Origin of the sequence: Corynebacterium vitaeruminis, assembly GCF_001054325.1 — a bacterium.
Taxonomy (GTDB): Bacteria; Actinomycetota; Actinomycetes; order Mycobacteriales; family Mycobacteriaceae; genus Corynebacterium; species Corynebacterium vitaeruminis_A.
In genome coordinates this window covers 206870-228466 of the sequence record NZ_JVVM01000022.1, presented here as the reverse complement: position 1 = coordinate 228466, position 21597 = coordinate 206870, and the positions used below count along the sequence as shown (strand labels likewise).

The following is a 21597-nucleotide window of genomic DNA, read 5'->3' as shown; positions in this document are numbered from 1 at the left end:
TCATAAAGGCTATTTATCCCACCTTTTCAAGGAGTGACCTCGAGTGACACAGGCTTCCGAAACTTCCCTGAGGGGCGCCAAGATTCCGTTCGACGGTCCGGTCCAGTCAGGCATTGAACAGCCCGGCCAAGCACATCTCCGCCTCGTCGCATTCGATTTGAAGGACGGCATCGACGCAGCAGATCTGAAGGAACTGTTCTCCTCGCTTACCGACGTTGCCCGCCGCCTCACCCAAGGCCAGGACATCGAGGGGTATCTGGAACCGGAAATGGTCGCAGCCACCGCAAACCTGACCATTACCGCCGGTTTCGGTGAGCGCATCTTCGACATCCTGGGCAAACCAGAGCGCAAGCCGGCTGGTCTGCACGATATCCCGTCATTCCAACATGACATGCTCCGCCCTGAGTGGGGTCAGTCTGACTTCGCCCTGCAGTTGTGCGGTGATGATCTCGTCACCGTTACTGCCGCGTCTCGTTTGCTGGAAAAGAAGGCGGCTCCGTGGGCTCGCGTGAAATGGTTCCAGAAGGGCTTTTCCTACGCCTGGGGTTCGCAGCCTCACGGCGCTACCCCACGCAACCCGTTGGGTCAGCTCGACGGCACCGTCAACCCGTCCACTCCGGAAGAGTGGGCCGAGCAGGTGTGGATCGACTCCAAGGACAAGGCGATTAACAACTCCTGCGTGATGGTTGTTCGCCGTATTGCGCTCGACTTGAATAATTGGGATGAGCTCAGCACCGACGAACGCTCCATCGTTATCGGTCGTGACTTCCACACCGGCGCTCCTCTTTCCGGCGGCAACGACGAGTTCGATGAAGAGGACATGGACGCCGTCGATGACCAGGGCGAGTACCTCATCCACCGCCAGTCTCACTTGGCACTGTCCCGTGAGCAGGATGGCCAGCCTGACGACGCCCTGCGTCGCCGCGCTTACGCATACGAGGACCAGCCGGGTGAGCCAGCTTTCCCGTTCGAAGGACCGAACGTTGGCCTGGTCTGGGTTGCATTCCAGAAGAACCCGGACGACCAGTTCAGCGCAATTCAGGCCCGTTTGGATCGTGGTGACCTGCTCAATGAGTGGAACCGTCACATCGGCTCTGCAGTGTACTGGATTGCCCCTGGCACTACCCCCGATTCCTACTGGGGCCAGGAGCTGATTGAGGGGTAGGGGGCTGCGGTCTGGCGGGCTACAGCCTGGCGGACTAAAAAGCTGGCGGGCTGCAAATGTGAAACTGACCCAGTTTATGACACTTTCGAGCAAAATTTCTGGCCGTTTTCGTCATAAACGCAGTCACTAACTCGCGGTGGTCCCGCCGCTGCGAGCCATAAGGGCATCGCCCCGGCGCTGCCAACCATAAGAAAACGCCCGCCGAGTGCCTGAGCACTCATGCGGGCGTTACTTCTTGACAAGAATTTTGTCAGTCACGAGCCACCGAACTAGTCACCAATCTGGTCGCGGCCACGCTTAACAATCTTCGGATCCGGAGTACCGACCAGCTCGTGGTCCTTCTCCGTGTACTCAAACTTGCTCAGCACATAACGCATCGCGTTGATGCGGGCACGCTTCTTGTCGTTGGACTTGATGGTAATCCACGGGGATTCATCGGTATCCGTGTAACGGAACTGCTCTTCCTTCGCGCGGGTGTAGTCACCCCAACGATCCAGCGATGCGAGGTCCATCGGAGAGAGCTTCCACTGACGCACCGGGTCAACCTGGCGAATAGCGAAGCGAGTGCGCTGCTCCTTCTGGGTCACCGAGAACCACAGCTTGGTCAGCGAAATACCGGAGCCCAGAATCATGTTCTCCAGCATCGGAACCTCACGCAGGAACTCTGCGTGCTGAGACTCAGTACAGAAACCCATCACGCGCTCAACGCCCGAACGGTTGTACCAGGAACGGTCGAAGAAAACGATTTCGCCTGCGCAAGGGAAGTGCTCAATATAGCGCTGGAAGTACCACGAGGTGGACTCACGTGGCGACGGCTTTTCCAGAGCCACAGTTCGAGCACCACGCGGATTCAGGTGCTCATTAAAGCGCTTAATGGTACCGCCCTTACCGGCGGCGTCACGGCCTTCGAAGAGGATGATGTGCTTCTGGCCAGTTTCCTTGGTCCAGTTCTGCCACTTCAGAAGCTCAATCTGCAGCTTCCTCTTAATAGACTCGTATTCCTTGCGCGTCATGCGCTCGTCATACGGGTAGCCATCGCGCCAGGTATCAACCCGCTCACCGTCTGGGGTGACCAGTACCGGATCGTCCTCATCAGAGTCATCGACGACGTAACCTTCGGTCTTCGCCAAATCGACGATGTGGAATTCCTCTTCATTCTTGTCAGCCATACCCCTTATCCTACTGAATATCTTTGTCGCACGTCCCCCATGCGGGTGCCCTTACCTGCAATTTCCCAGCAGTTAACGTTCCGTGTTACCGAAATTGAGGGGTAGGAATGCACACAGCGACCGTCGATAAGCACTGCGCGTACAATAAATGCCATGTTGTTATCCGAAGCTCTTGCCGCACGATCCGAAGTTTCCGACCGGCTGGCTGAGATAAATCGCCGTCTCTCGCTGGTGGCGCAGGTGCAGGAAGGCGATACGCCTGATGAAGATCCGCAAGCACTTATTGCCGAAGCCGAGCGTCTGATGGCGCGCTTCGAATGGCTGGTGCGCTCGATTAACGCAACGAATTCCGCTACTGCCTTCGAGGACGGAACGCTTAGCGACGCACTTGCGAAGCGCGACCACCTGCTAACACGGCGGCGGTTTTACACCTCCGCAGCCGATCAGGGCTCGGGGCGGAGGGATCGATACTCAGCTTCGGAGATTCGCTATGTCGCCACCGTGGATATCCGATCGCTGCGCCAGAAAGCCGACAAGGCGGCGAAGGAATACCGGGACTTGGATACCCGTATTCAGCAGGCGAACTGGTCAACCGAGCTTATCGAGGCCGCGAATAAACCGACCGAATAGCAAAGTGGCAGGGTTCGGTAGCCAAACCAGAAGAATTTCACATTTTGATAAGTCGGTAGTTGCATCCAGATTGTCGGCGAGCGCGACGGCCTGTCTCTGGCCTTAAAGGGACACCCAAAGATCTCACCTGTACTGAGGCAGCAGGATTAATAACGGATAGTCCTCGGCATTGCGTACATGGGTACAGATCATCGGTTATTTTTCACTACCAAGCGCTGAGGCATCTGATGCAACGAGGGTGGGTTCGGGGACTTAAACTTTCTCAAGTTACACAGCAAAAGCGCCGCTGAGGGACAACCCTCAGCGGCGCTTTTTAAGGCTAACTCAAGCAGTTAGGACCTCTCTTAGAAGCCCATGCCACCCATCTCGTCGCCACCCGGCATTGCCGGCATAGCCGGTTCCGGCTTGTCAGCGACAACGGCCTCGGTGGTCAGGAACAGAGCTGCAATGGAAGCAGCGTTCTGCAGCGCGGAGCGGGTAACCTTCACCGGATCGTTGATGCCAGCTTCCATCAGGTCGATGTACTCGCCGGTAGCAGCGTTCAGGCCCTCACCCTGCGGCAGGGAAGCAACCTTCTCGGTGACGACGCCGGCCTCGAAACCAGCGTTCAGAGCAATCTGGCGCAGCGGAGCTGCGAGAGCCGCACGCACGATGCGGACACCGGTTGCCTCGTCGCCGGTCAGACCCAGCTCGTCGTCAAGCACGTGCGAAACCTGCAGCAGTGCGGAACCGCCACCAGCGACGATGCCCTCTTCCACAGCGGCCTTTGCGTTGCGGACGGCATCCTCGATGCGGTGCTTGCGCTCCTTGAGCTCGACCTCAGTTGCGGCACCAGCCTTGATGACTGCAACACCGCCGGCGAGCTTAGCCAGGCGCTCCTGCAGCTTCTCCTTGTCGTAGTCGGAGTCGGAGTTCTCGATCTCAGCGCGGATCTGGTTAACGCGGCCCTCGATAGCGGACTGCTCGCCAGCGCCCTCGACGATGGTGGTCTCGTCCTTGGTAACGACAACCTTGCGAGCACGACCCAGCAGCGGCAGGTCAGCGGTCTCGAGCGACAGGCCGACCTCCTCGGAGATGACCTGGCCATCGGTCAGGATAGCCATATCCTGCAGCATTGCCTTACGACGGTCACCGAAGCCCGGGGCCTTCACAGCGACAGACTTGAAAGTGCCGCGAATCTTGTTGACGACCAGGGTGGACAGAGCCTCGCCCTCGACGTCCTCAGCAATGATCAGCAGCGGCTTGCCGGACTGCATGACCTTCTCCAGCAGCGGCAGCAAGTCCTTGATGTTGGAGATCTTGCCGGAAACCAGGAGGATGTACGGATCCTCCAGGACGGCCTCCTGGCGCTCCATGTCGGTGGCGAAGTAACCGGAGATGTAGCCCTTGTCGAAGCGCATACCCTCGGTCAGCTCCAGGTCGAGACCAAAGGTGTTGGCCTCTTCCACGGTGATGACGCCTTCCTTGCCGACCTTGTCCATAGCGGTGGCGATTAGTTCACCGATAGCCGGGTCAGCAGCGGAGATACCAGCGGTAGCAGCAATCTGCTCCTTGGTCTCGATGTCCTTAGCGGACTCCAGCAGCTTCTCGGTGACGGCCTCGACAGCCTTCTCGATACCGCGCTTGATGCCCATCGGGTTGGAGCCAGCAGCAACGTTGCGCAGCCCCTCGGAAACCAGAGCCTGAGCCAGAACGGTAGCGGTAGTAGTACCGTCACCAGCGACGTCGTCGGTCTTCTTGGCAACTTCCTTGACCAGCTCTGCGCCGATCTTCTCGTAAGGATCCTCAAGTTCGATTTCACGTGCAATGGAGACACCGTCGTTGGTAATAAGCGGTGCGCCCCACTTGCGCTCGAGGACTACGTTGCGACCCTTCGGGCCCAGCGTGACCTTGACAGCGTCGGCCAGGGTGTTCAGACCCGTTTCGAGACCGCGGCGGGCCTCCTCGTCAAATGCAATCATCTTAGCCATGAGGTTTGAAGAATCCTCCGTCTATTTATGTGGCACTTACATTGGAAGTTGACCCAGGCGCCCGCGACGGCATGTGATTCGAGGGAAGCGCCGCCCTCTCCATCACCGGAGTCAACACTGTACTTTTTAACGACTTTTCGACACTTGTTTCAGCGTTTGCTGCAGTATGTGCTGCGGTTTACTGCAACACGTATAAACAGCGCATACATGAACAAGGTGTGAAGTTGTTTTTATTAGCACTCAATTAGAGCAAGTGCTAACTCAACTTTTTAGCACTCAACCCCCTCGAGTGCAAGGTTAAGCGCTGTCACTCCTGATGTCACTCCAGACAGCACTCCCGACACCATCACGACTGTGCGCCTACACTGTCGCACATGAGCATTATTGATAAGGAACTCACGGACACCCTGCGAGACCACATCTCCAGCCAACGCGAGACCATCCGCACCCAGCTGACCGAGCTGGTCGCTTTCCCATCCGTACACGGCACCGAAGAAACCAAGCAGGCCTGCATTGACGCAGCTCAGGCGGTTACTGACATGTACGCAGAGCTAGGCATCGAGCTGGAGGCGCACCACACCATCGACGGTTCGATTGCACTGTCGGGTTTCGTCCCCGGGTCGTCGGAAAGCGCGAAGACCGTACTGCTCTACTCCCATTACGACGTCCAGCCGGCGGGCGACGAATCCGCTTGGACCGCGGATCCGTGGACGCTCGATGAGCGCGACGGTCGCTGGTACGGACGCGGTACTGCCGACTGCAAGGGCAACGTGGTCATGCACCTGGCTGCGCTGCGCGCGCTGCGCGACGACGCTCTTGCGGGCCACGTCGACATGCCAAACATCAAACTCATCGTGGAGGGCTCCGAGGAGCGCGGGTCGGCGGGCCTGAACAACCTCATCGCCACACAGCCAGAGCTTTTCGACGCCGACGTCATCCTCATTGCGGATGTCGGCAATGCCGAGGTTGGCCAGCCGACGCTCGTGACCACTCTGCGCGGCACCGCCGATGTGGAAGTACGCGTCGATGCGCTGGAGCAGCCGGTTCACTCGGGCATGTTCGGCGGCGCAGCCCCGGATGCGCTGGCGGCACTGATTCGCATGCTCGACAGCCTGCGCGATGAAAATGGCTTTACTTCTATTGATGGACTGGACTGCTCGCAGCGGTGGGAGGGCCTGGACTACTCGCCAGAGACTTTCCGCGCTGACGCCGGCGTGCTCAATGGAGTGGGCCTGATTAGCAACGAGGACACTTCCGTCTCCGATCTGACCTGGGCGCGCCCGTCGGTGATTGTGACCGGCATCGACTGCCCACCGGCAACCAATGCTGTCAACGCGATTTCGTCGACCGCCATGGCGCACATTAACTTCCGCATCCCAGGCGGCGTTGATCCGGCTGAGGCGCAGGACGCGCTGGAAAATCACCTGCGCGCACATGCTCCGTGGGGCGTGAAGGTGACGGTCGAACGCGACGAGCTGGCTAACCCGTTCCGGGCCAACGTTGAGGGCAAGGTTGTGCAACTGGTCGCTGACAGCCTGTCGGCCGCCTATGGCAAGGAGACCGCAAGCATGGGCGAGGGCGCCTCAATTCCGCTGTGCGCCACCCTGCTGGACGCCGTACCAGGTGCTGACATCGCGCTTTACGGCGTGGAGGAGCCACAGGCTCGCATCCACTCGGCTGATGAATCGGTCGACCCGAACGAGATTCGCGACATCGCTATTGGCGAGGCGGTTTTCCTGGCCTCTGTCAACGGAATTTAACGGGGACAGCAAAGAATCCACCAAAGATATTGATTGAATGACTTGTGTCACATCTTTTACCTGTAGTAAGGTTCCACCCATGCAGCAGAACATTCTTATTCGAGTAGCGAAGGCTACGAACCCCGGTGGAGGCCGACAGGACTGACCCCTCCACACGGGGTCTCTGGCCGCAACTTCTCAAAGCACTTGGTTGGTCCGCCACTCACAGCAAAAGCAACTAAGCAAAGGACCAGAAAAGAATGTTTCCCACTCGCACCCAGAAGAACATGTCCACTTCGACGACGTTCACGGGCAAGCGCCCTTCGTTGGAGCACCAGGACGACGGCAATGTGCGAACTTATTCCGACGATCCATTTAGGGCTCGATTCGGACATCGCCTGCCTCGAGGCTTAAGGCAAGAAGCTCGTGGCATGAACTGGCAGAAGTTCAAGGACACCTACTCCCCCACGAGCGGCCCGGTTCAGATCAAGAATTTCGAGGCAACCCGCGGCACCCTGGGGCGCTGGAATTTCAACGCTGACTTAACACTGACCGACAAGGACGACCACACCCACACCTTCACCCAGGAGATTACCGCTATGGGGCCGGTGTCGGCTTGCACTAATCTGCTGGCTGATGCAGGTTACCGCGTGGAAATCGTGGAATTCCACCAGTTCGAAATCTTCGAAGCTACCGCTACCTTTGTCTATGCAGGTCACAACAATGACCATGTGTGGACCATGGGCTTCGGCCAGACTCCGGAGGCTTCCGTGCTCTCCGCTTTGGTCTGCGCTGCTAACCGCCTGCATGGGTAGGACGCGGATGCTGCTCGTTTAGTAAACGGGGGGTGTCCCTATGTTTTTGTCAAGTGCCAGACCGATGTTGACGAGCACAGTCTTGGGAGTAGTTTCTTAGGCGTGCCTAGGAGCCGGCCAGCGTGTGCTGGTCGGCTTCGTCTTTGGGGCTTTATGCGGCGACGGGGCGTGGCGGGATTTCGCGGAAGAACTCCTTGTTTTTCAGCATCGCGTAGATGACATTGCATCGGCGTCGTGCCAGGCAGATGACTGCTGCGTTGTGGCGTTTTCCTTCAGCGCGTTTGCGTTCGTAATACCGCCGTGACGGTTCGTGGCTGCGGATAACTGCGAATGCGGAGTAGAACAAGGCGTTTTTCAGTCGTTTATTGCCTGACCGTGCCGGGAATTCACCTCTGATCGACGAACCGGATCGTCTAGTCACGGGTGCTATTCCAGCATAAGCAGCTAAGTGGCCAGCACTAGCGAAGTCGGAGCCATCACCGATCGCAAGAAGGATCTGCGCTGCGGTCTTGATGTCGACTCCGGGCATACTCATCAAGACCTCACAAAGAGGGAAATCAGCGAGCATCTCTTCAACCTGCTCAGCAATGGTGTTTCGTTGCTCTTTGAGGGCCTGGATGTTTGCAGCCAGTTGAGGAATTACTAACTCGGCGGCATCGCTTCCAGGCACGGTGACTGTTTGAGCTTTCAGCGCTGTAAAAATGTCGTCTACCAGCGGGGTGGGGTCTTTACGTGTGCGCTTGATCATCCAGTTCAACACTCGTTGGTATCCGGCTCTTTTTAGCCCCTGCGGTCCCTTGTAATGGATCAATAATTCCAGGATCGGCGTGCGAGTCAGGGTGCTACCAGCAAAAACTCGTTCCAGGCTGGGGTAGATCTGGGTGAGGACACTGCGAAGCCGATTGACAGTGCGAGTGCAATCGCGGGCGATGTCATCATCGAAGCCGGACAGCATCTTTAGGGCGGAGAGTACCTCATCATTGCGGTCGACGGCACGTAGCGTGTGGGGCATTGTGCGGGCGGTGTCGGCGATGATGAATGCGTCGCGTTTGTCTGTTTTTGCACGTCCCGGATAGAGATCTGCAGCTTTGCGCATCGCAAGACCTGGCAGGTATCCGACTTCGCAACCGCAGTCCCGGGCTACAGCAATCGGTAGTGCGCCGATGGTGTTGGGTTGGTCGACGATCACGAGCACGGTGCCAAGCTTCTGAAGCTGGTGAAAAACGCCTGCTAGTTCGGATTCGAGTTGAGGCAACGGTTTGTCGAAGACCTTGTTGCCATCACGGTCTAAGGCGCAGGCGTGGTGTTCAGATTTGCCGACGTCTAACCCAAGGAATATGTCGATGGAATGCTCCGGAGACATGATGAGCTCCTAGAAAACGAGATGGGTATGGCGTTGTTCCAGTCGCTGGTGTCATGACCTTCGTTGCAAGCACCCACGTTACAAAGAGACCTAGTTTAAAACTGGCCGTGTCCTTATCAGCTGTCATCGAAAGTCCTGGCACCCGGCGGCAACACCCCCCGGATTATGGAAACTACAGGGCAGGTAAGCCATACCGGGACCAGCGACTATCCCCATTATCGGGGACACTCACAAGGTAACGGGGCAGTAATGGCACTGATTTGGGGCTTGAGCAGTCAGCCGCTCAAGCCCCAAAAAATGCCCAACTTCCGCCCCCCACAACTCACCCCCAAATTTTCACTTTCCCAGAAACAATTGACCGTTTTCACACACTCGGTTAACACCGCTTCAAATGCTTAAGTCCCTAAAACGGGGTTGCATGAACTGGCGTGTTCCAATCATTATGGAATAGTGACTTCTCTCCTGTGCATCCTGTTCGTTACGGCAGCGCTTGCACCATGGACGATTAAGTGGCTCGGAACCCGCGGGTTCCTCGTTCTCAGCCTCCCTCTGGCAGGCGGTGCCATCTACACTGGCACCCATCTAGTTCGCTTAGCTCTAGCGAATGGAAACGGGGCAACTTCCGCAACCACGCAACCCGCCGTCACGCATTTTTCGTGGATGCCCATTATCCACTTGGATGTAAACCTGCGATTAGGTCCTATTGAATCGCTCTTCGGCACGCTGGTTTTGACCATCGGCTTTCTCGTACTGGTGTATTGCTCCGGTTACTTCGTCAACCCGCCGCCCGGAAAACGTCGCCGCGTTGGCTCCTTCGCAGCTCAAATGGTTGCCTTTGCCGCAGCTATGTACGGTCTGGTCATCAGCGACAGCATCATGCTGATGTTCGTCTTCTGGGAAATTACCTCGGTGCTGTCCTTCCTGCTGGTGGGCTATTATGCCGAGCGTGCTTCCTCCCGTCGCGCAGCAGGCCAGGCACTCCTGGTCACGACACTGGGCGGGCTAATCATGCTGGTCGGTATCGTCCTAATGGGAGTGACCACAGGCTTCTGGAACTTCTCTGAACTCACCGCGCCTGGTGCTCTGACCGTGTCGCAGTTGAACTCCACGGCAGTCTCCACAGCCGCAATCCTGCTGGTCATTGGTGCACTGTCGAAGTCCGCTATCGCGCCCTTCCACTTCTGGCTGCCCGGCGCAATGGCCGCTCCAACTCCGGTTTCGTCCTTCCTGCATTCCGCAGCGATGGTCAAAGCCGGTGTGTTCCTGGTCGCCCGACTCGCGCCAACTTTCAATGGCACCAACGCCTGGCAACCAATCATCATCCCGCTCGGCCTCTTGACCATGATTATGGGTGGCTGGATGGCCCTGCGCCAGAAGGATCTCAAGCTGATCATGGCGTATGGCACCGTCAGCCAGTTGGGCTTCATTATCACGGTAGCGTCGATAGGCACCCACGCGACGATGCTGGCAGCCCTGGCGCTGACTCTCGGCCACGCCATGTTCAAGGCCACGCTGTTTATGGTCGCGGGCACAATTGACAGGCTGACTGGTACGCGCGATATCCGTGAGCTTTCTGGGCTCGGTAGAAAGTCGCCGCAGTTGCTGGTGATTTCGGTCCTCGCTGCCGCCTCGATGATGGGTGTGCCGCCGTTCTTCGGCTTTGTCGCCAAGGAGGCGGCGCTGGAGGCCACGCTCAATGCTGAGCCGCTGCACGGAATGCCGTCGGTGTTCACCACCATTGGCTTGGTCGTGGGATCGATTCTGACCGTGGCGTACTCTCTGTACCTACTGCGTGCCGCTTTTGCGACCAAGTCCAGCACGCACGCCAGCGGTGGTGGCACTTCCCCTGCCGTGGCAGAGATGGATTCCCCGACGTGGGATCAGATTGGCCCGGCTTGGCTGTTGGCGCTGGCAGGTTTGGTTTTCGGCCTGGTTCCCCGCGTCCTCGACTCGATTATCTCGCCCTACCTCACCAGCGCATTCCCGAATACGGAAGCAGAAACGCACCTGGCGCTCTGGCACGGATTCACCCTTCCGCTGGCACTGACGGCCACAATTCTACTCGTGGGTGCCATCATGCATTGGCAGCGTAATCTGGTGCGTCAGCTGCAGTTTGATCAGCCGGCTCTCGGTAGTGCCGATGCGCTTTACGACGGAATCCTGGACTTGGCCCGCCGTCTTTCTCTCCGTGTCACTGCTGCGACCCAGCGTGGTTCCCTCCCGTTGAATGAAGCGGTCATTTTGCTGACCCTCATCGTGCTGTCCATCGGTGCGTTGTTGCTCGGCGAGCGCGATGAGCTGCGAATGGAACTGTGGGACTCTGCTCCGCAGGGTGCAGTTGCGCTCATCATGATTATCGCGGCGCTGGCCGCTACCCGGCAGAAGAACAGGCTTTCCGGGGTCATCCTGGTAGGCGTGACAGGCTACGGCTTGGCCATTATTTTCGCCATGTACGGCGCTCCTGACTTGGCCCTGACGCAGCTGCTGGTCGAGACGGTCTCAATGATTATTTTCGTGTTGGTGTTGCGTACGCTCTCCCCGCGGGCACCGGCATCGAACCCGAGGTGGACACGACACCGTGCTTGGTTGGCCATTGCAGTCGGTGTCACGGTTCCCGTGTTGGCCGCCTACGCCATGGGCTCCCGTCGTACTGAGCCAATCTCGGGCGACATTCCGCCGCTGGCGCACGATATTGGGCACGGCCAGAATGCAGTCAACGTACTGCTTGTCGACATCCGCGCCTGGGACACCTTCGGTGAAATCACCGTGCTGGTGATGGTGGCTCTGGGGATTACCTCACTGGTCTTCCGCACGCATACCATGCACATGCGTTCAAAGATTAAGCCGCAGAGGAATCGAGCTCGCCGCACCAACCGTTGGTTGAACACTCTCGATGAGTCCGGTGAAGCCGAGCGGTTGCGCTACCCGATTATGGTGCTGGTGGCATCGCGCGTGCTCTTCCCCGCCATGATGGTGGTTTCCTTCTACCTCTTTTTTGCCGGCCATAACGATGTCGGCGGTGGCTTCGCCGGTGGTCTCGTGGCTGCGCTGGCACTGACCATGCGTTATCTCATCGGTGGTCGTCGTGAGTTGGCGGCAACTCTGCCGATTCCTAACGAGATACTTCTCGGCGGCGGTTTGCTGGTGTCGGCACTCAGCGCGTTGTGGCCACTGTTTGTGGGTTGGGCGCCGCTAACTTCTACGTATGGCTCGCGGGAAATTCCGCTGCTCGGCGATGTCGCCGTTGTCTCCCCGATGCTCTTTGACCTGGGCGTATACATGATCGTGGTCGGCACGATTGTCTACATCCTGCGCAGTTTGGGCGGTGGCATCGATGTCCAGATGAATCTTCGCGCTGAGCGTGATCGTTCGCGTCGTGTGAATCGAGCCGCACTCGGCCAGTCCCGCCATCTGCGCAGTAAGTTGGCGGCGACTAAGCCAGCAGGTGCTAACCCCGCAGGTGTTAAGCCTGCAGGTGCTAAGGCTCCTGCGGCACAAGCCCCCGGTGCACGTTCCTCTAACGCAAGCACTGCCAACACAACCGCTTCAGAGGCTTCACAACCGACAGCCCCAGCTAGGACCGAAGGAAAGGATACACACCCGTGATTCTCAATTTTGTTCTGCTAGCAACTGTCGGCACGCTGATTGCTACAGGGGTGTACCTGTTCCTCGATCGTTCGTTGACCAGGATGCTCATGGGACTGTTGCTGATGGGCAACGGTATCAACCTGCTCATCCTGCTTGGCTCTGGTTCGCCGGGACGGCCACCAATTTGGGATAGGGAATCGCTGGTCAGCGATGCTCAGGCAGACTCACTGCCCCAGGCCTTTATCCTCACCGCAATTGTTATTTCCATGGGCATGACCGCATTCCTGTTGGCTCTGCTCTATCGCCAGCACCGCTACCGCATCGGCGATCACGTGCAAGATGACCACGAGGACCGCAGCCTGGCAATGCGTCGGGCCAGCGACCCATCAGCTGCTCCGGACCACGACAAATCCGACGATCCCACCACCGGTCGCCCCACAGAGGCCGGCGATAGCTTCGGTCCGGCCAGTTTTGAAAAGCCCGTGACCCCGCCATCAAACTCCCCAGGAGGTGACGACGATGACGACTGAGCAACTAATTCTGGCACTAATTCCGCTGCCTATCATCGTCCCCGCCGCCACCGCCGCAATTGCACTGCTGCTGGCGCGTTTCCCGAAAACACAGCAGACAATCGCGCTGATTTCGCTCGGCAGCCTGCTGGGAGTCGCCGGTGCACTGGTATACCTCATCTATGCCCACGGCATCCATACCGTCCAGGTTGGCGGCTGGGATGCACCGATTGGCATCACGCTCGTGGCCGACAACCTCGCAGTGCTGATGATTACCGTCTCTCAGCTGGTCCTCTTTGCTGTGATGTGGTTCGGCATTGGCCAGGGTATTAGCGATGGCGACGAAGACGAGCCAATCTCCGTCTTCGTTCCGACATATATGCTGCTCAACATGGGCGTCTCCATGGCCTTCCTGGCCGGCGATCTGTTCAACATGTACGTCGGCTTCGAGGTTCTGCTCGTAGCCTCCTACGTGTTGCTCACACTGGGGGCATCGTCGTCACGCATTCGCGCAGGCGTGTCGTATGTGATGGTCAATATGTTGTCCTCGATGGTGTTCCTGTTGGCGATCGGTCTGGTTTATCAGGCGGTCGGCACGGTGAACTTCGCACACATTTCCCTGCGCATGGAGGGCATCCCGGACGGCACCCGCACCGCGATCTTCGCAGTGCTGCTCGTCGCCTTCGCGGTGAAGGCGGCGGTGTTCCCGCTGTCGGCGTGGCTGCCGGACTCCTACCCCACCGCACCGTCGATGGTCACCGCGGTCTTCGCGGGTCTGCTGACGAAGGTGGGTGTTTACGCGATTATCCGCACGCGCAGTGTCGTCTTCCCCGACGGTCGGCTTGACGACGTCCTGATGTGGGCTGGCCTGGCGACAATGCTCATGGGCATTCTCGGCGCGATGGCCCAAAATGACATCAAACGTCTCTTGTCATTTACGCTGGTGTCCCATATCGGTTACATGATCTTCGGCATTGCCGTCGGCAATACGCTGGGGCTCAGTGGCGCGATCTTCTACATCGTGCACCACATTCTGGTGCAGACGGCGCTGTTCCTGGTGGTCGGGCTTATCGAGCGCCAGGCGGGCTCGTCCTCCCTGCGCAGCCTCGGTGGCCTGGCCAAGATGTCGCCGCTGCTGGCGCTGCTATACCTCGTGCCCGCGCTCAACCTCGGTGGTATCCCGCCGTTCTCGGGCTTCCTGGGCAAGGTCATGCTCATTGAGGCCGGCGCACAGAACGGATCCGCCACCGCATGGATTCTGGTTGCGGGATCTATCATCACCAGCCTGCTGACCCTCTACACCATGATCATCGTCTGGTCGAAGGCCTTCTGGCGCGACCGTTCCGACGCCCCGGAGGGCGACACCGTGCTTGCGCAGCCAGCCGCGCTCCGGGAAAGGACTCAGATGGTTGCTATCGCCGAGCGTGACGACGTCGGCAGGATGCCACTCGGCATGGTGATGCCGACAGCCCTGCTGGTGATTGCCTCTGTGGGGGTTACCGTTCTGGCCGGGCCGCTGTCCAATGTAGCTACCGAAGCGGCAAGCAACGTCGCGAATGTTGATGAGTACCGCGCAGCGGTCCTCGGTATCGACTCGGCCGATGACAAGGGCCTGGAGCAGCTGGAAAACCCAGGCCGCACCAAGAGCCCATGGAAGTCGGATTCGGCGACCGAACGTGCCATCAGCACGCTGGAAAGAGCAGGTGAAAGCTGATGAGTAAAGCGCGCACCAAGGTGGCTGCAAAGCGACCACCACGTATTTCAATCCTGCTCTTCTTATTCACAGTGATCATTTGGGTCATGCTGTGGGGCGAGGTGACATTTGCCAATGTGCTCTCGGGAATCCTTGTAGCCACGTTGCTGAACCTCGCCATGCCTATCCCACCAAGCAGCGCACTGGACATCAACTTCGGTGGCATGGTGCGACTGTTCGGTTCTTGGACAATCGACTTCGTGAAGGCCTCTATCAGTGTCGCCTGGCTGGCCATCCGACGAGATGATCCGCCACCGACTGCCATTATCAAGGTCCCCATGCGGACCAATGACGATATTTCGCTCACGACTGCAATGGCACTAATTAATCTGCAGCCGGGCGGCATCATTGTGGACATCGATAAGCGAAAAAAGACGCTGACCATGCATCTTCTCGACGCTTCGTCGACAGGCAAGGTAGCTGAACAAATCAACCAGCTGACCCGAATCGAGCGACGAGTGATTCGCGCGTTTGAGAACCGCGATGTCCATGAGCAACCGACTAAGCCAGGCTCTGGCGAAGAGCAGCCGAGCAGTACGAAAAGCGGCGAGCAAGGCGAAACGAGCAGCGAAAAAAGGGGAGAAAGGAGCAGCCGATGAACCCGGAAGTTTTTAACATTCTGCTCGGCGTAGCTGCTGCAGGCTATTTCATTGCGGTGATGATTACCCTCGGGCACATGATTGCAGGGCCAAACTCGCTGGACCGCCTGGTGGCCCTGGAGTCCATGACTGCAATGTTGCAGGGCATGCTCGCTGCGTTCATGGCATGGAGTTTGGACACTTCGGTGGTCTATCCAATGCTCATCATTGCGCTGCTCGGTTTCCTGTCTTCGCTGGCAGTCGCCAAATTCCGTGTCCCAGACGAAGGAAAGATACCCGCGAAGAGCGCTCGGAAGGGCACGGGGAAAGCTGCAAGCAAGGTCGCCACAAAGAAAACCGCGCAGAAGGCAGCGCAGAAAGCAGCGCCTAAGGCAACGCCAACCGCAGCTCCGAAAACGATGAAGGGAGAGGCCAAATGATTCTCGTGGCAGACATTATCGCCATCGTGCTCATTATCTCCGGAATGCTGCTGTGCGTCGCAGCGTCCGTTGGGTTAATACGCTTCCGTGACACCATCAGTCGCATGCACGCATCCTCCAAGCCACAGACGCTGGGTTTGATGCTGACGCTGGCGGGATCGCTGTTGCACGTCGCTACGCATGCGCCAGCGCACACAACCACCAACAGTGACTTGGCTCTGCTGACCCTGATTATCCTCTTTGCACTGGGAACATCGCCGATTGTTAGTAACCGGGTTGGCCACGAGGCGTTCAAGGAGCGGCTCGTGGACGAGGACAGCCTGGCCCGCGATGACAGCCGGGAACCGCGGGACTAGGTGCCCCAGTCCGCTCTCCTCAGATACTGACTGAGTTTATGGCCTAGTGACTAGGTTTATGCACACCGAAAGTGCTATAAGCCTGGTCACTAACTTTTTGTCTAGGCCCACGCTGCTTGACGACGGCTAGTCGCTCACCTGCTCGTGAAAATCTTCAGCCGCAATCGGATGCCCGGCGCGCAGCTCCTGCACCGCGAGATCCACGGCAGCCCGCCACGGGGTGTGGCCAATTCGCTGTTCATTCGCCCGCACGTCGTCCTCGGTAGCCATGGAAGGTAACGCCCCGGCCGCATCCGCCACAGTGCGCTGACGCTCGTAGGCCGCGCCCATTTCCACGATGGTGTTAACGAATTCCAGTTCGGTTCGGCAGCCCAGTTCGTCGGCAAGCGGGGCAAGCTGGGCCACGAGCTCACGGAGCTCATCGCGGACCCACCGCTCGTCGGTATCGCGATTGACGATGACCAGCGCGTCCATGCCATAGCGGGCGGCGCGCCACTTGTTTTCGGCAATGTGCCAGGACTGCAGAGACGGCAGCTCTTCGCCGGCCTCCCACATGCGGTCGTAGTAGACCGTCAGGCAGTGCGTCAATGCCACGATAGCGGCGAGTTCCTGCAGGTTAGAGGTGGCATCAGCGACGCGGACCTCGATGGTTCCGTACTTCGATGCCGGGCGGATGTCCAAGTGCATCGAGCCGGTGTGATTGATGACGCCGGAGCGGGACTGGTCATGCATGTAAGACTCCCACTCGGGCCACGTGTAAATCGCCGGCGGCTGACCGGCGGTGGGAAGCTGTTGGTAGAGCAGGCTTCGGTTGGAGGCGTAGCCCATGTCCTCGCCGTTCCAGGCCGGTGAGGACGCAGACAGCGCCAGCATGTGTGGCAGCTTGGTCGCCAGGGCCTGAATAATCGGCCAAACGCGGTCGGAGTCCTTAATGCCAACATGGACGTGGACTCCCCAAATGATCATCTGGTTACCCCACCACTGCGTGCGGTTGATGATCTCGGAGTAGTGCCCCTTGGCGCTGACCTTCTGAGCGGTACCGCGGGCGAACGGATGCGAGCCCGACGACCACACATCCACCCCGACTCGGTCAGCGGCATCGAGAACCATATCCAACTGGCTCTGGAGCTCCGCAACGGCATCGGGCACGTTCATGTGCACACCGGTGACGAGCTCCACGGTGTTGGCGAGGAACTCGCGCTGGAGCCCATGTCCGGGATGTTCCGCATCGATGATGTCGAGCACCTCGGCGGCAGCGGGGGCGGTATCGCGCGTTCGTCGGTCCACGAACGCCACTTCCCACTCCACTCCCAGAGATGGCTGCGCCGATCCGGAAAATTGCTCAGTCATACTGCTATTTTTTCACACTAGGAATCATTTTCCTCAGTTGGCTCGGTCCAGGTGACGGTTTTTGCGCAGGAGGCAAGGTCACCGTTGGAATCGACGAGCGCAACTGTGGTGAAGCTGTCCTGGTCTACCTTGGACGGGACGTTCCAGACATCTGCGTTCTGATTGGCATCGACGTGCACTTCGCCGATGACTCCCAATCCTTCAGCTGCAGGGCTGCCTACGCCACTGCAGCCGGATGCGCCGCGCGCCTGTACTGTGTACTTGCCCTTGTCCAGGGTAGTGAACTGGTCCTTTTCATCGGAAAGACCCATCCATCCCTTGGCGCTCATGACCTGCACAGTTGCCAGCATTTTCATCGATCCGTCATCGTTTGTGCGGATGAAGTTATAGGCACTGACTCGCTCAGTCAGCTTTGGCGCCGCCGGGTCTACACTCACTGGCGCAGTGCTTGTCGACGCGCCCGCGTCCTTGTCCTTGCCGCTGTTGGATTCGACCCCCGAGCAGGAAACCAATAGTGCTGCAGCACACCCCAACGCGGTGGCGACAGCAGCGCGACGACGCTTTACGGCGAACATAAAAACCTCACAGACCTCACTGGCTACTAGCAGAATACTAGTACCCCTTTTTCAACCGTGATCTGTTTGAGACTGCAAAATACGCAAAAGCCCCGCGTAGACCATGAAATGTATGGCTTACGCGGGGCTTGGAAACCTATCGCTTCGCACCACGGCGGCAGCTCTGGCACTTAGCCCTCAAACCTCAGCGAGAGACCGAAGTCTACTGGGCCGGATCAGTGGCAACCACGACGATTCCAGCCGGAGCGCCCCGGAGACGGTCATCGCGAGGTGCGGCTTGCCAACCGTTGTCGTGTGCGATCTGCTCAGCGGCGGCCTTTTCCTCTTCGTTCCTCGGGTCGAAGTAGACGGTGGTCTTCTCCCACACACCCATCTTCTCTTCAGGAGCGTTACCGGTCTCACCGGCGCCCCAGCCCTGCTCGCCCATCTGCTTGGACAGGTCATCGGCGAGGCCCACGACCTCAGAGTTATTCAGGACACTGACCTTGACAGCCTTGCGATCAATCTGGGGCGCTTCGTTGGCCTCATCCTGTGCCGGCGGATTCTCCGCGGGAGGAACCGGTTTGCCTGGCTCATTTGCCGGTGGCGGCGGCGGAACCTCGCCGTCACCATCTCCAGCAGCACCGTCCTTTGCCGGACCACTGCCGTTGGCCGAGTCAGCAGGCGCACCAGAGTCAGCCGGAGCGGATGCCGAGGTGTCATTCTGGCCGGTGCTCTCGGCATCGTCGCCACGCGTGCTAAGTGCGTAGGCACCGTAGGCGACCAGGCATACGCCGATAGCGAGCAGCACGATAGCGAGAACGCGCATGTAGCGGCCATCACCGGCACCGTCGCCGATGTCGCCGTCATCAACACCATCAGCAACTGCGGAATTGCTAGCAGCAGCCCGAGAGCCAGCACCGGTAGTGGCGCCAGCGGTGGCACCAGCAGCGGCTGCGCCAGCGGCCGGGGCCGCAGATCTGGGCGCTGCGTGTTGAGCATCCGACGGCTCGGAGTACGCATGAGCGCCGCCAGCGGCGGGAGCCTCCGCGTAATCGCTGTACTCATCGAAGTCGTCAAAGTCGTCATCGAGTCGATGGCGGCCCGGACGCGGCGAATTCTGAGGGTTTAGTTGGTCAGACACATCCCACATCCTATATGTTCTGCCGCCGAACCGTGAAGTGAAACTTGAACCTTATGAGCTTTGATTGTCCCGCACAGCGCGCAATCGATGGACCAGAACGGGCTCAGCAGCTTCAGCTGCAGGCGAATCCAAAAGTCGCGAAAGTACCTGGTGGTAGCGGATCGTGTTGTTGCCAAACTCCTCGGCAAAGCAACGTCGAATTGCCTCCTGACGCGCACCGGCCATGCGCGGTCCACGACGGGCAACTTTCAGCCATTCTTTCTCAAAATTCAGCATTTTCTGCGCCAAAAAGGGCTCAATGCCGCTGGTATCGCCCGCGAGTCCGAGATGCTCGGATGAGTCAGGCCGCAGCTCGGTCTCAGACTCGCGGCTGTCGCCTGCCGCGTTTTCACGCACCATTTTCCGCACCCCACTTTCATTTCACTCGCCCTGATTTTCCATTCTGCACAACACTGCCTATGCAGATACCTAGTGAAGATAAATAGTAGAACCTAGCCCCAGCCCCACCTACGCCTCCCCGGCCCACCAAACCCTCCAGACATCACCGGGCAACTTAGAAGTAAAGGGCGCCGAGTAGAATCAGCGACATGACTATCCGTCCCATTGTGATTGCCGGAGACCCCGTTCTCCACACTCCTACCCAGCCGGTGACCGAGGATGTCTCCGAGCTGCGCGAGCTCATCGAGGACATGTATGAAACCATGGACCGCGCCCACGGCGTGGGGCTCGCCGCCAACCAGGTGGGCGTCGGCAAGCGTCTGTTCGTCTACAACTGCCCCGATGACGACGATGTCTGGCACCGCGGCTGCGTCATCAATCCAGTGCTGACCACCAGTGAAGTCCCGAAGACAATGCCTAACGACGACGGTTCCGACGACGAAGGCTGCCTCTCTGTTCCCGGCCTGTCCTTCCCCACCAACCGCGCGGAGAAGGCTGTCGTCACCGGTCTGGATGAAAACGGCGAAGAGGTCCGCATCGAGGCCACCGGTTTCCTCGCTCGCTGCATGCAGCACGAGGTCGGCCACCTGGATGGGTTCCTTTACACCGACTGTCTCACGGGCCGCTGGAAGCGCATGGCCAAGAAGGAAATCAAGCGCGCCGGTTGGACCGAGGGTGGCCTGACCTGGATGCCTGGCGTGGATCCAGACCCGTTCGGCCACGAGGATTAAATCGTGGCAGATAGGCAACTGGAGTCGTCGGCAAGCGAGAACACGGCACAGAAGCTACCGATTTCCCGCTGGGGTGTCGGCGAAGTAGCGGTGGGACGTCGCGTCATCGTGCGACGCGCACTGACCGATAAAGAAGCTCTGGCCAGCGGAAAGAAAACCACGGACGTCATTGGGCATGTGCTCAGTATGGATCCGTTCGTCGTGCGTCCGCAGGTTCGCGCCGGCGTGCGTGCCGACGAGTCCGTGGCAGCGGTGGACTTTAGCGATAAGCACATTTTGATCGTGAAGGCCCTGCCGGATCATCCGGTGCGCAATTCGGACATTCGAGCCGTGGAAACTGCGACCGCGAAGGCCTTTCCGGGTATCGCGCACGTGGTGGAATCGGGCTGGCTGCTACGCGCGGGCGACGGTATTACGGAGCGTTCCAACTCCGCGCTGCCGCTCGAACCCGGAGCCAGCACTCAGCCGGTGCCGTTGGAGAAGATTAAGTCGTTTTACGATTCCCACGATTTGCCGGTGCGGATTGCGATTCCGGATAGAATCGCCAAACCTGCACAAGCGCTGGTCGCGGGGCCGGAATGGACGGTCGGACCGGATATTGTGGTTATGACGCGCTCGCTCGACGGGGATCTGCCGCCTGCTGAATTGGCAGCTGAATCGGACAGCGCTGAACAGGTGCTTGATGAGCACAGCGCCGAGCTTGCAGACGTGCAGGTGGATATCGCTGATCAACCTGACGACGATTGGTTGGAGCTCTACCATTTCCGCGGTACCACGCTGCCCGAGCATGCACTACAGCTTCTGCGCAATGAAATCGATGGCCGCATGTGCTTCGGACGCCTGCAAGTGCCTGACGACAATGCGCCTGAAGGAATGCGCACGGTGGCAATCACCCGCGGCACGCTAACCGAATCGGACGACGGCCGAGTGTGGCTCGGATTCTCCGCTGTGGAAGTCGCAGCCGATATGCGCCGCCGAGGACTAGGCACGCTGCTTGGCATTCACATGATGCACTGGGGCGCACAACACGGGGCAGATTCGGCATATCTGCAGGTATTGGGTTCAAACGAGGCCGGTATTGCGCTATACCGGACACTCGGTTTTACGGAGCATCACCGGCATCGCTACGCGGAGCTGACAGGGGCTTAGTTTTCGGGGAGGCATCAAAGAAAGGGACTCCGTAGTTTTCCAATCAGACTCGATTCGTTTCCCCTTCTCGTGCCCATTCGTGGCGTCCCTCGCTGCAAGAGAGAAAGAGAAAAAGAATACAGGAGTAACAGAGCCCTGCCGACGGCAGTGCGATCA

The 21597-nt window shown here is 58.8% G+C and carries 19 protein-coding genes; 12 read left to right on the top strand and 7 right to left on the bottom strand.

Annotation, left to right across the window (positions count from 1 at the left end):
- The first annotated feature begins 43 nt into the window (after positions 1-43).
- Entirely contained in the window at positions 44-1165 is a 1122-nt protein-coding gene (locus ADA16_RS06935) for a Dyp-type peroxidase (RefSeq protein WP_048760383.1), read from the top strand.
- A 269-nt stretch (positions 1166-1434) separates the two neighbouring features.
- On the opposite strand, the gene ppk2 is transcribed toward ADA16_RS06935, so the two are convergent.
- Positions 1435-2334 carry a polyphosphate kinase 2 gene (ppk2, locus tag ADA16_RS06930; RefSeq protein WP_048760381.1) on the bottom strand — a complete coding sequence of 300 codons (900 nt, stop codon included), beginning with the start codon at positions 2332-2334 and terminating at the stop codon, positions 1435-1437.
- 153 nt (positions 2335-2487) lie between these two features.
- Here ppk2 and ADA16_RS06925 point away from each other — a divergent pair, with 153 nt between their 5' ends.
- Complete coding sequence (locus ADA16_RS06925) at positions 2488-2964, top strand: DIP1984 family protein (RefSeq protein ID WP_048760379.1); 477 nt, start codon at positions 2488-2490, stop codon at positions 2962-2964.
- 344 nt (positions 2965-3308) lie between these two features.
- Here ADA16_RS06925 and groL read toward each other — a convergent pair whose 3' ends face one another.
- Positions 3309-4934 (bottom strand): chaperonin GroEL, encoded by a 1626-nt coding sequence (groL, locus tag ADA16_RS06920; RefSeq protein ID WP_048760377.1) that lies wholly within the window; start codon positions 4932-4934, stop codon positions 3309-3311.
- A gap of 374 nt (positions 4935-5308) precedes the next feature.
- On the opposite strand from groL, the gene ADA16_RS06915 reads away from it, so the two are divergent.
- A complete protein-coding gene (locus tag ADA16_RS06915; protein ID WP_048760375.1) occupies positions 5309-6694 on the top strand; it encodes a dipeptidase in 1386 nt (461 codons plus the stop codon).
- A 239-nt stretch (positions 6695-6933) separates the two neighbouring features.
- Entirely contained in the window at positions 6934-7488 is a 555-nt protein-coding gene (locus ADA16_RS06910) for a hypothetical protein (RefSeq protein ID WP_048731724.1), read from the top strand.
- Between the two features lie 151 nt (positions 7489-7639).
- Here the strand turns inward: ADA16_RS06910 and ADA16_RS06905 are convergent, their stop codons facing one another.
- Complete coding sequence (locus ADA16_RS06905) at positions 7640-8851, bottom strand: IS110 family transposase (protein WP_048760374.1); 1212 nt, start codon at positions 8849-8851, stop codon at positions 7640-7642.
- A gap of 447 nt (positions 8852-9298) precedes the next feature.
- On the opposite strand from ADA16_RS06905, the gene ADA16_RS06900 reads away from it, so the two are divergent.
- From ADA16_RS06900 to ADA16_RS06875, 6 genes are read left to right on the top strand one after another with little or no spacing between them, the layout of a single operon-like run.
- Positions 9299-12457, top strand: a complete 3159-nt coding sequence (locus tag ADA16_RS06900; RefSeq protein WP_048760552.1) for a Na+/H+ antiporter subunit A — start codon at positions 9299-9301, stop codon at positions 12455-12457.
- Positions 12454-12969, top strand: a complete 516-nt coding sequence (locus tag ADA16_RS06895; protein WP_048760372.1) for a Na(+)/H(+) antiporter subunit C — start codon at positions 12454-12456, stop codon at positions 12967-12969. Before ADA16_RS06900 ends, ADA16_RS06895 begins: the two co-directional genes overlap by 4 nt.
- Positions 12959-14662, top strand: a complete 1704-nt coding sequence (locus ADA16_RS06890) for a Na+/H+ antiporter subunit D (RefSeq protein ID WP_048760370.1) — start codon at positions 12959-12961, stop codon at positions 14660-14662. The genes ADA16_RS06895 and ADA16_RS06890 overlap by 11 nt, the downstream gene beginning before the upstream one ends.
- Positions 14662-15300: a Na+/H+ antiporter subunit E gene (locus ADA16_RS06885; RefSeq protein ID WP_048760368.1), complete on the top strand. Its 639-nt coding sequence runs from the start codon at positions 14662-14664 to the stop codon at positions 15298-15300. Before ADA16_RS06890 ends, ADA16_RS06885 begins: the two co-directional genes overlap by 1 nt.
- Positions 15297-15719: a monovalent cation/H+ antiporter complex subunit F gene (locus ADA16_RS06880; RefSeq protein ID WP_048760366.1), complete on the top strand. Its 423-nt coding sequence runs from the start codon at positions 15297-15299 to the stop codon at positions 15717-15719. The genes ADA16_RS06885 and ADA16_RS06880 overlap by 4 nt, the downstream gene beginning before the upstream one ends.
- On the top strand, positions 15716-16075 hold the full coding sequence (locus ADA16_RS06875) for a monovalent cation/H(+) antiporter subunit G (protein ID WP_048760363.1): 360 nt from the start codon (positions 15716-15718) through the stop codon (positions 16073-16075). The genes ADA16_RS06880 and ADA16_RS06875 overlap by 4 nt, the downstream gene beginning before the upstream one ends.
- A gap of 126 nt (positions 16076-16201) precedes the next feature.
- On the opposite strand, the gene ADA16_RS06870 is transcribed toward ADA16_RS06875, so the two are convergent.
- The 4 genes from ADA16_RS06870 to ADA16_RS06855 all read right to left on the bottom strand — a co-directional run bounded on the left by ADA16_RS06870 (position 16202) and on the right by ADA16_RS06855 (position 19522).
- On the bottom strand, positions 16202-17425 hold the full coding sequence (locus tag ADA16_RS06870) for a glutamate--cysteine ligase (RefSeq protein WP_048760361.1): 1224 nt from the start codon (positions 17423-17425) through the stop codon (positions 16202-16204).
- A gap of 17 nt (positions 17426-17442) precedes the next feature.
- On the bottom strand, positions 17443-18000 hold the full coding sequence (locus ADA16_RS06865) for a hypothetical protein (protein ID WP_048760359.1): 558 nt from the start codon (positions 17998-18000) through the stop codon (positions 17443-17445).
- Between the two features lie 202 nt (positions 18001-18202).
- A complete protein-coding gene (locus tag ADA16_RS06860; RefSeq protein ID WP_414629653.1) occupies positions 18203-19132 on the bottom strand; it encodes a LytR C-terminal domain-containing protein in 930 nt (309 codons plus the stop codon).
- Positions 19133-19174: 42 nt separating this feature from the next.
- The gene (locus ADA16_RS06855; protein WP_048760358.1) at positions 19175-19522 is read right to left on the bottom strand and encodes a DUF3263 domain-containing protein; all 348 of its coding nucleotides are present in this window, start codon (positions 19520-19522) and stop codon (positions 19175-19177) included.
- Positions 19523-19710: 188 nt separating this feature from the next.
- Between ADA16_RS06855 and ADA16_RS06850 the strand changes: the two genes are divergently transcribed.
- Complete coding sequence (locus tag ADA16_RS06850) at positions 19711-20292, top strand: peptide deformylase (RefSeq protein WP_048760356.1); 582 nt, start codon at positions 19711-19713, stop codon at positions 20290-20292.
- A 3-nt stretch (positions 20293-20295) separates the two neighbouring features.
- On the top strand, positions 20296-21441 hold the full coding sequence (locus ADA16_RS06845; protein WP_082150675.1) for an N-acetylglutamate synthase, CG3035 family: 1146 nt from the start codon (positions 20296-20298) through the stop codon (positions 21439-21441).
- The last annotated feature ends 156 nt before the right edge of the window (positions 21442-21597 follow it).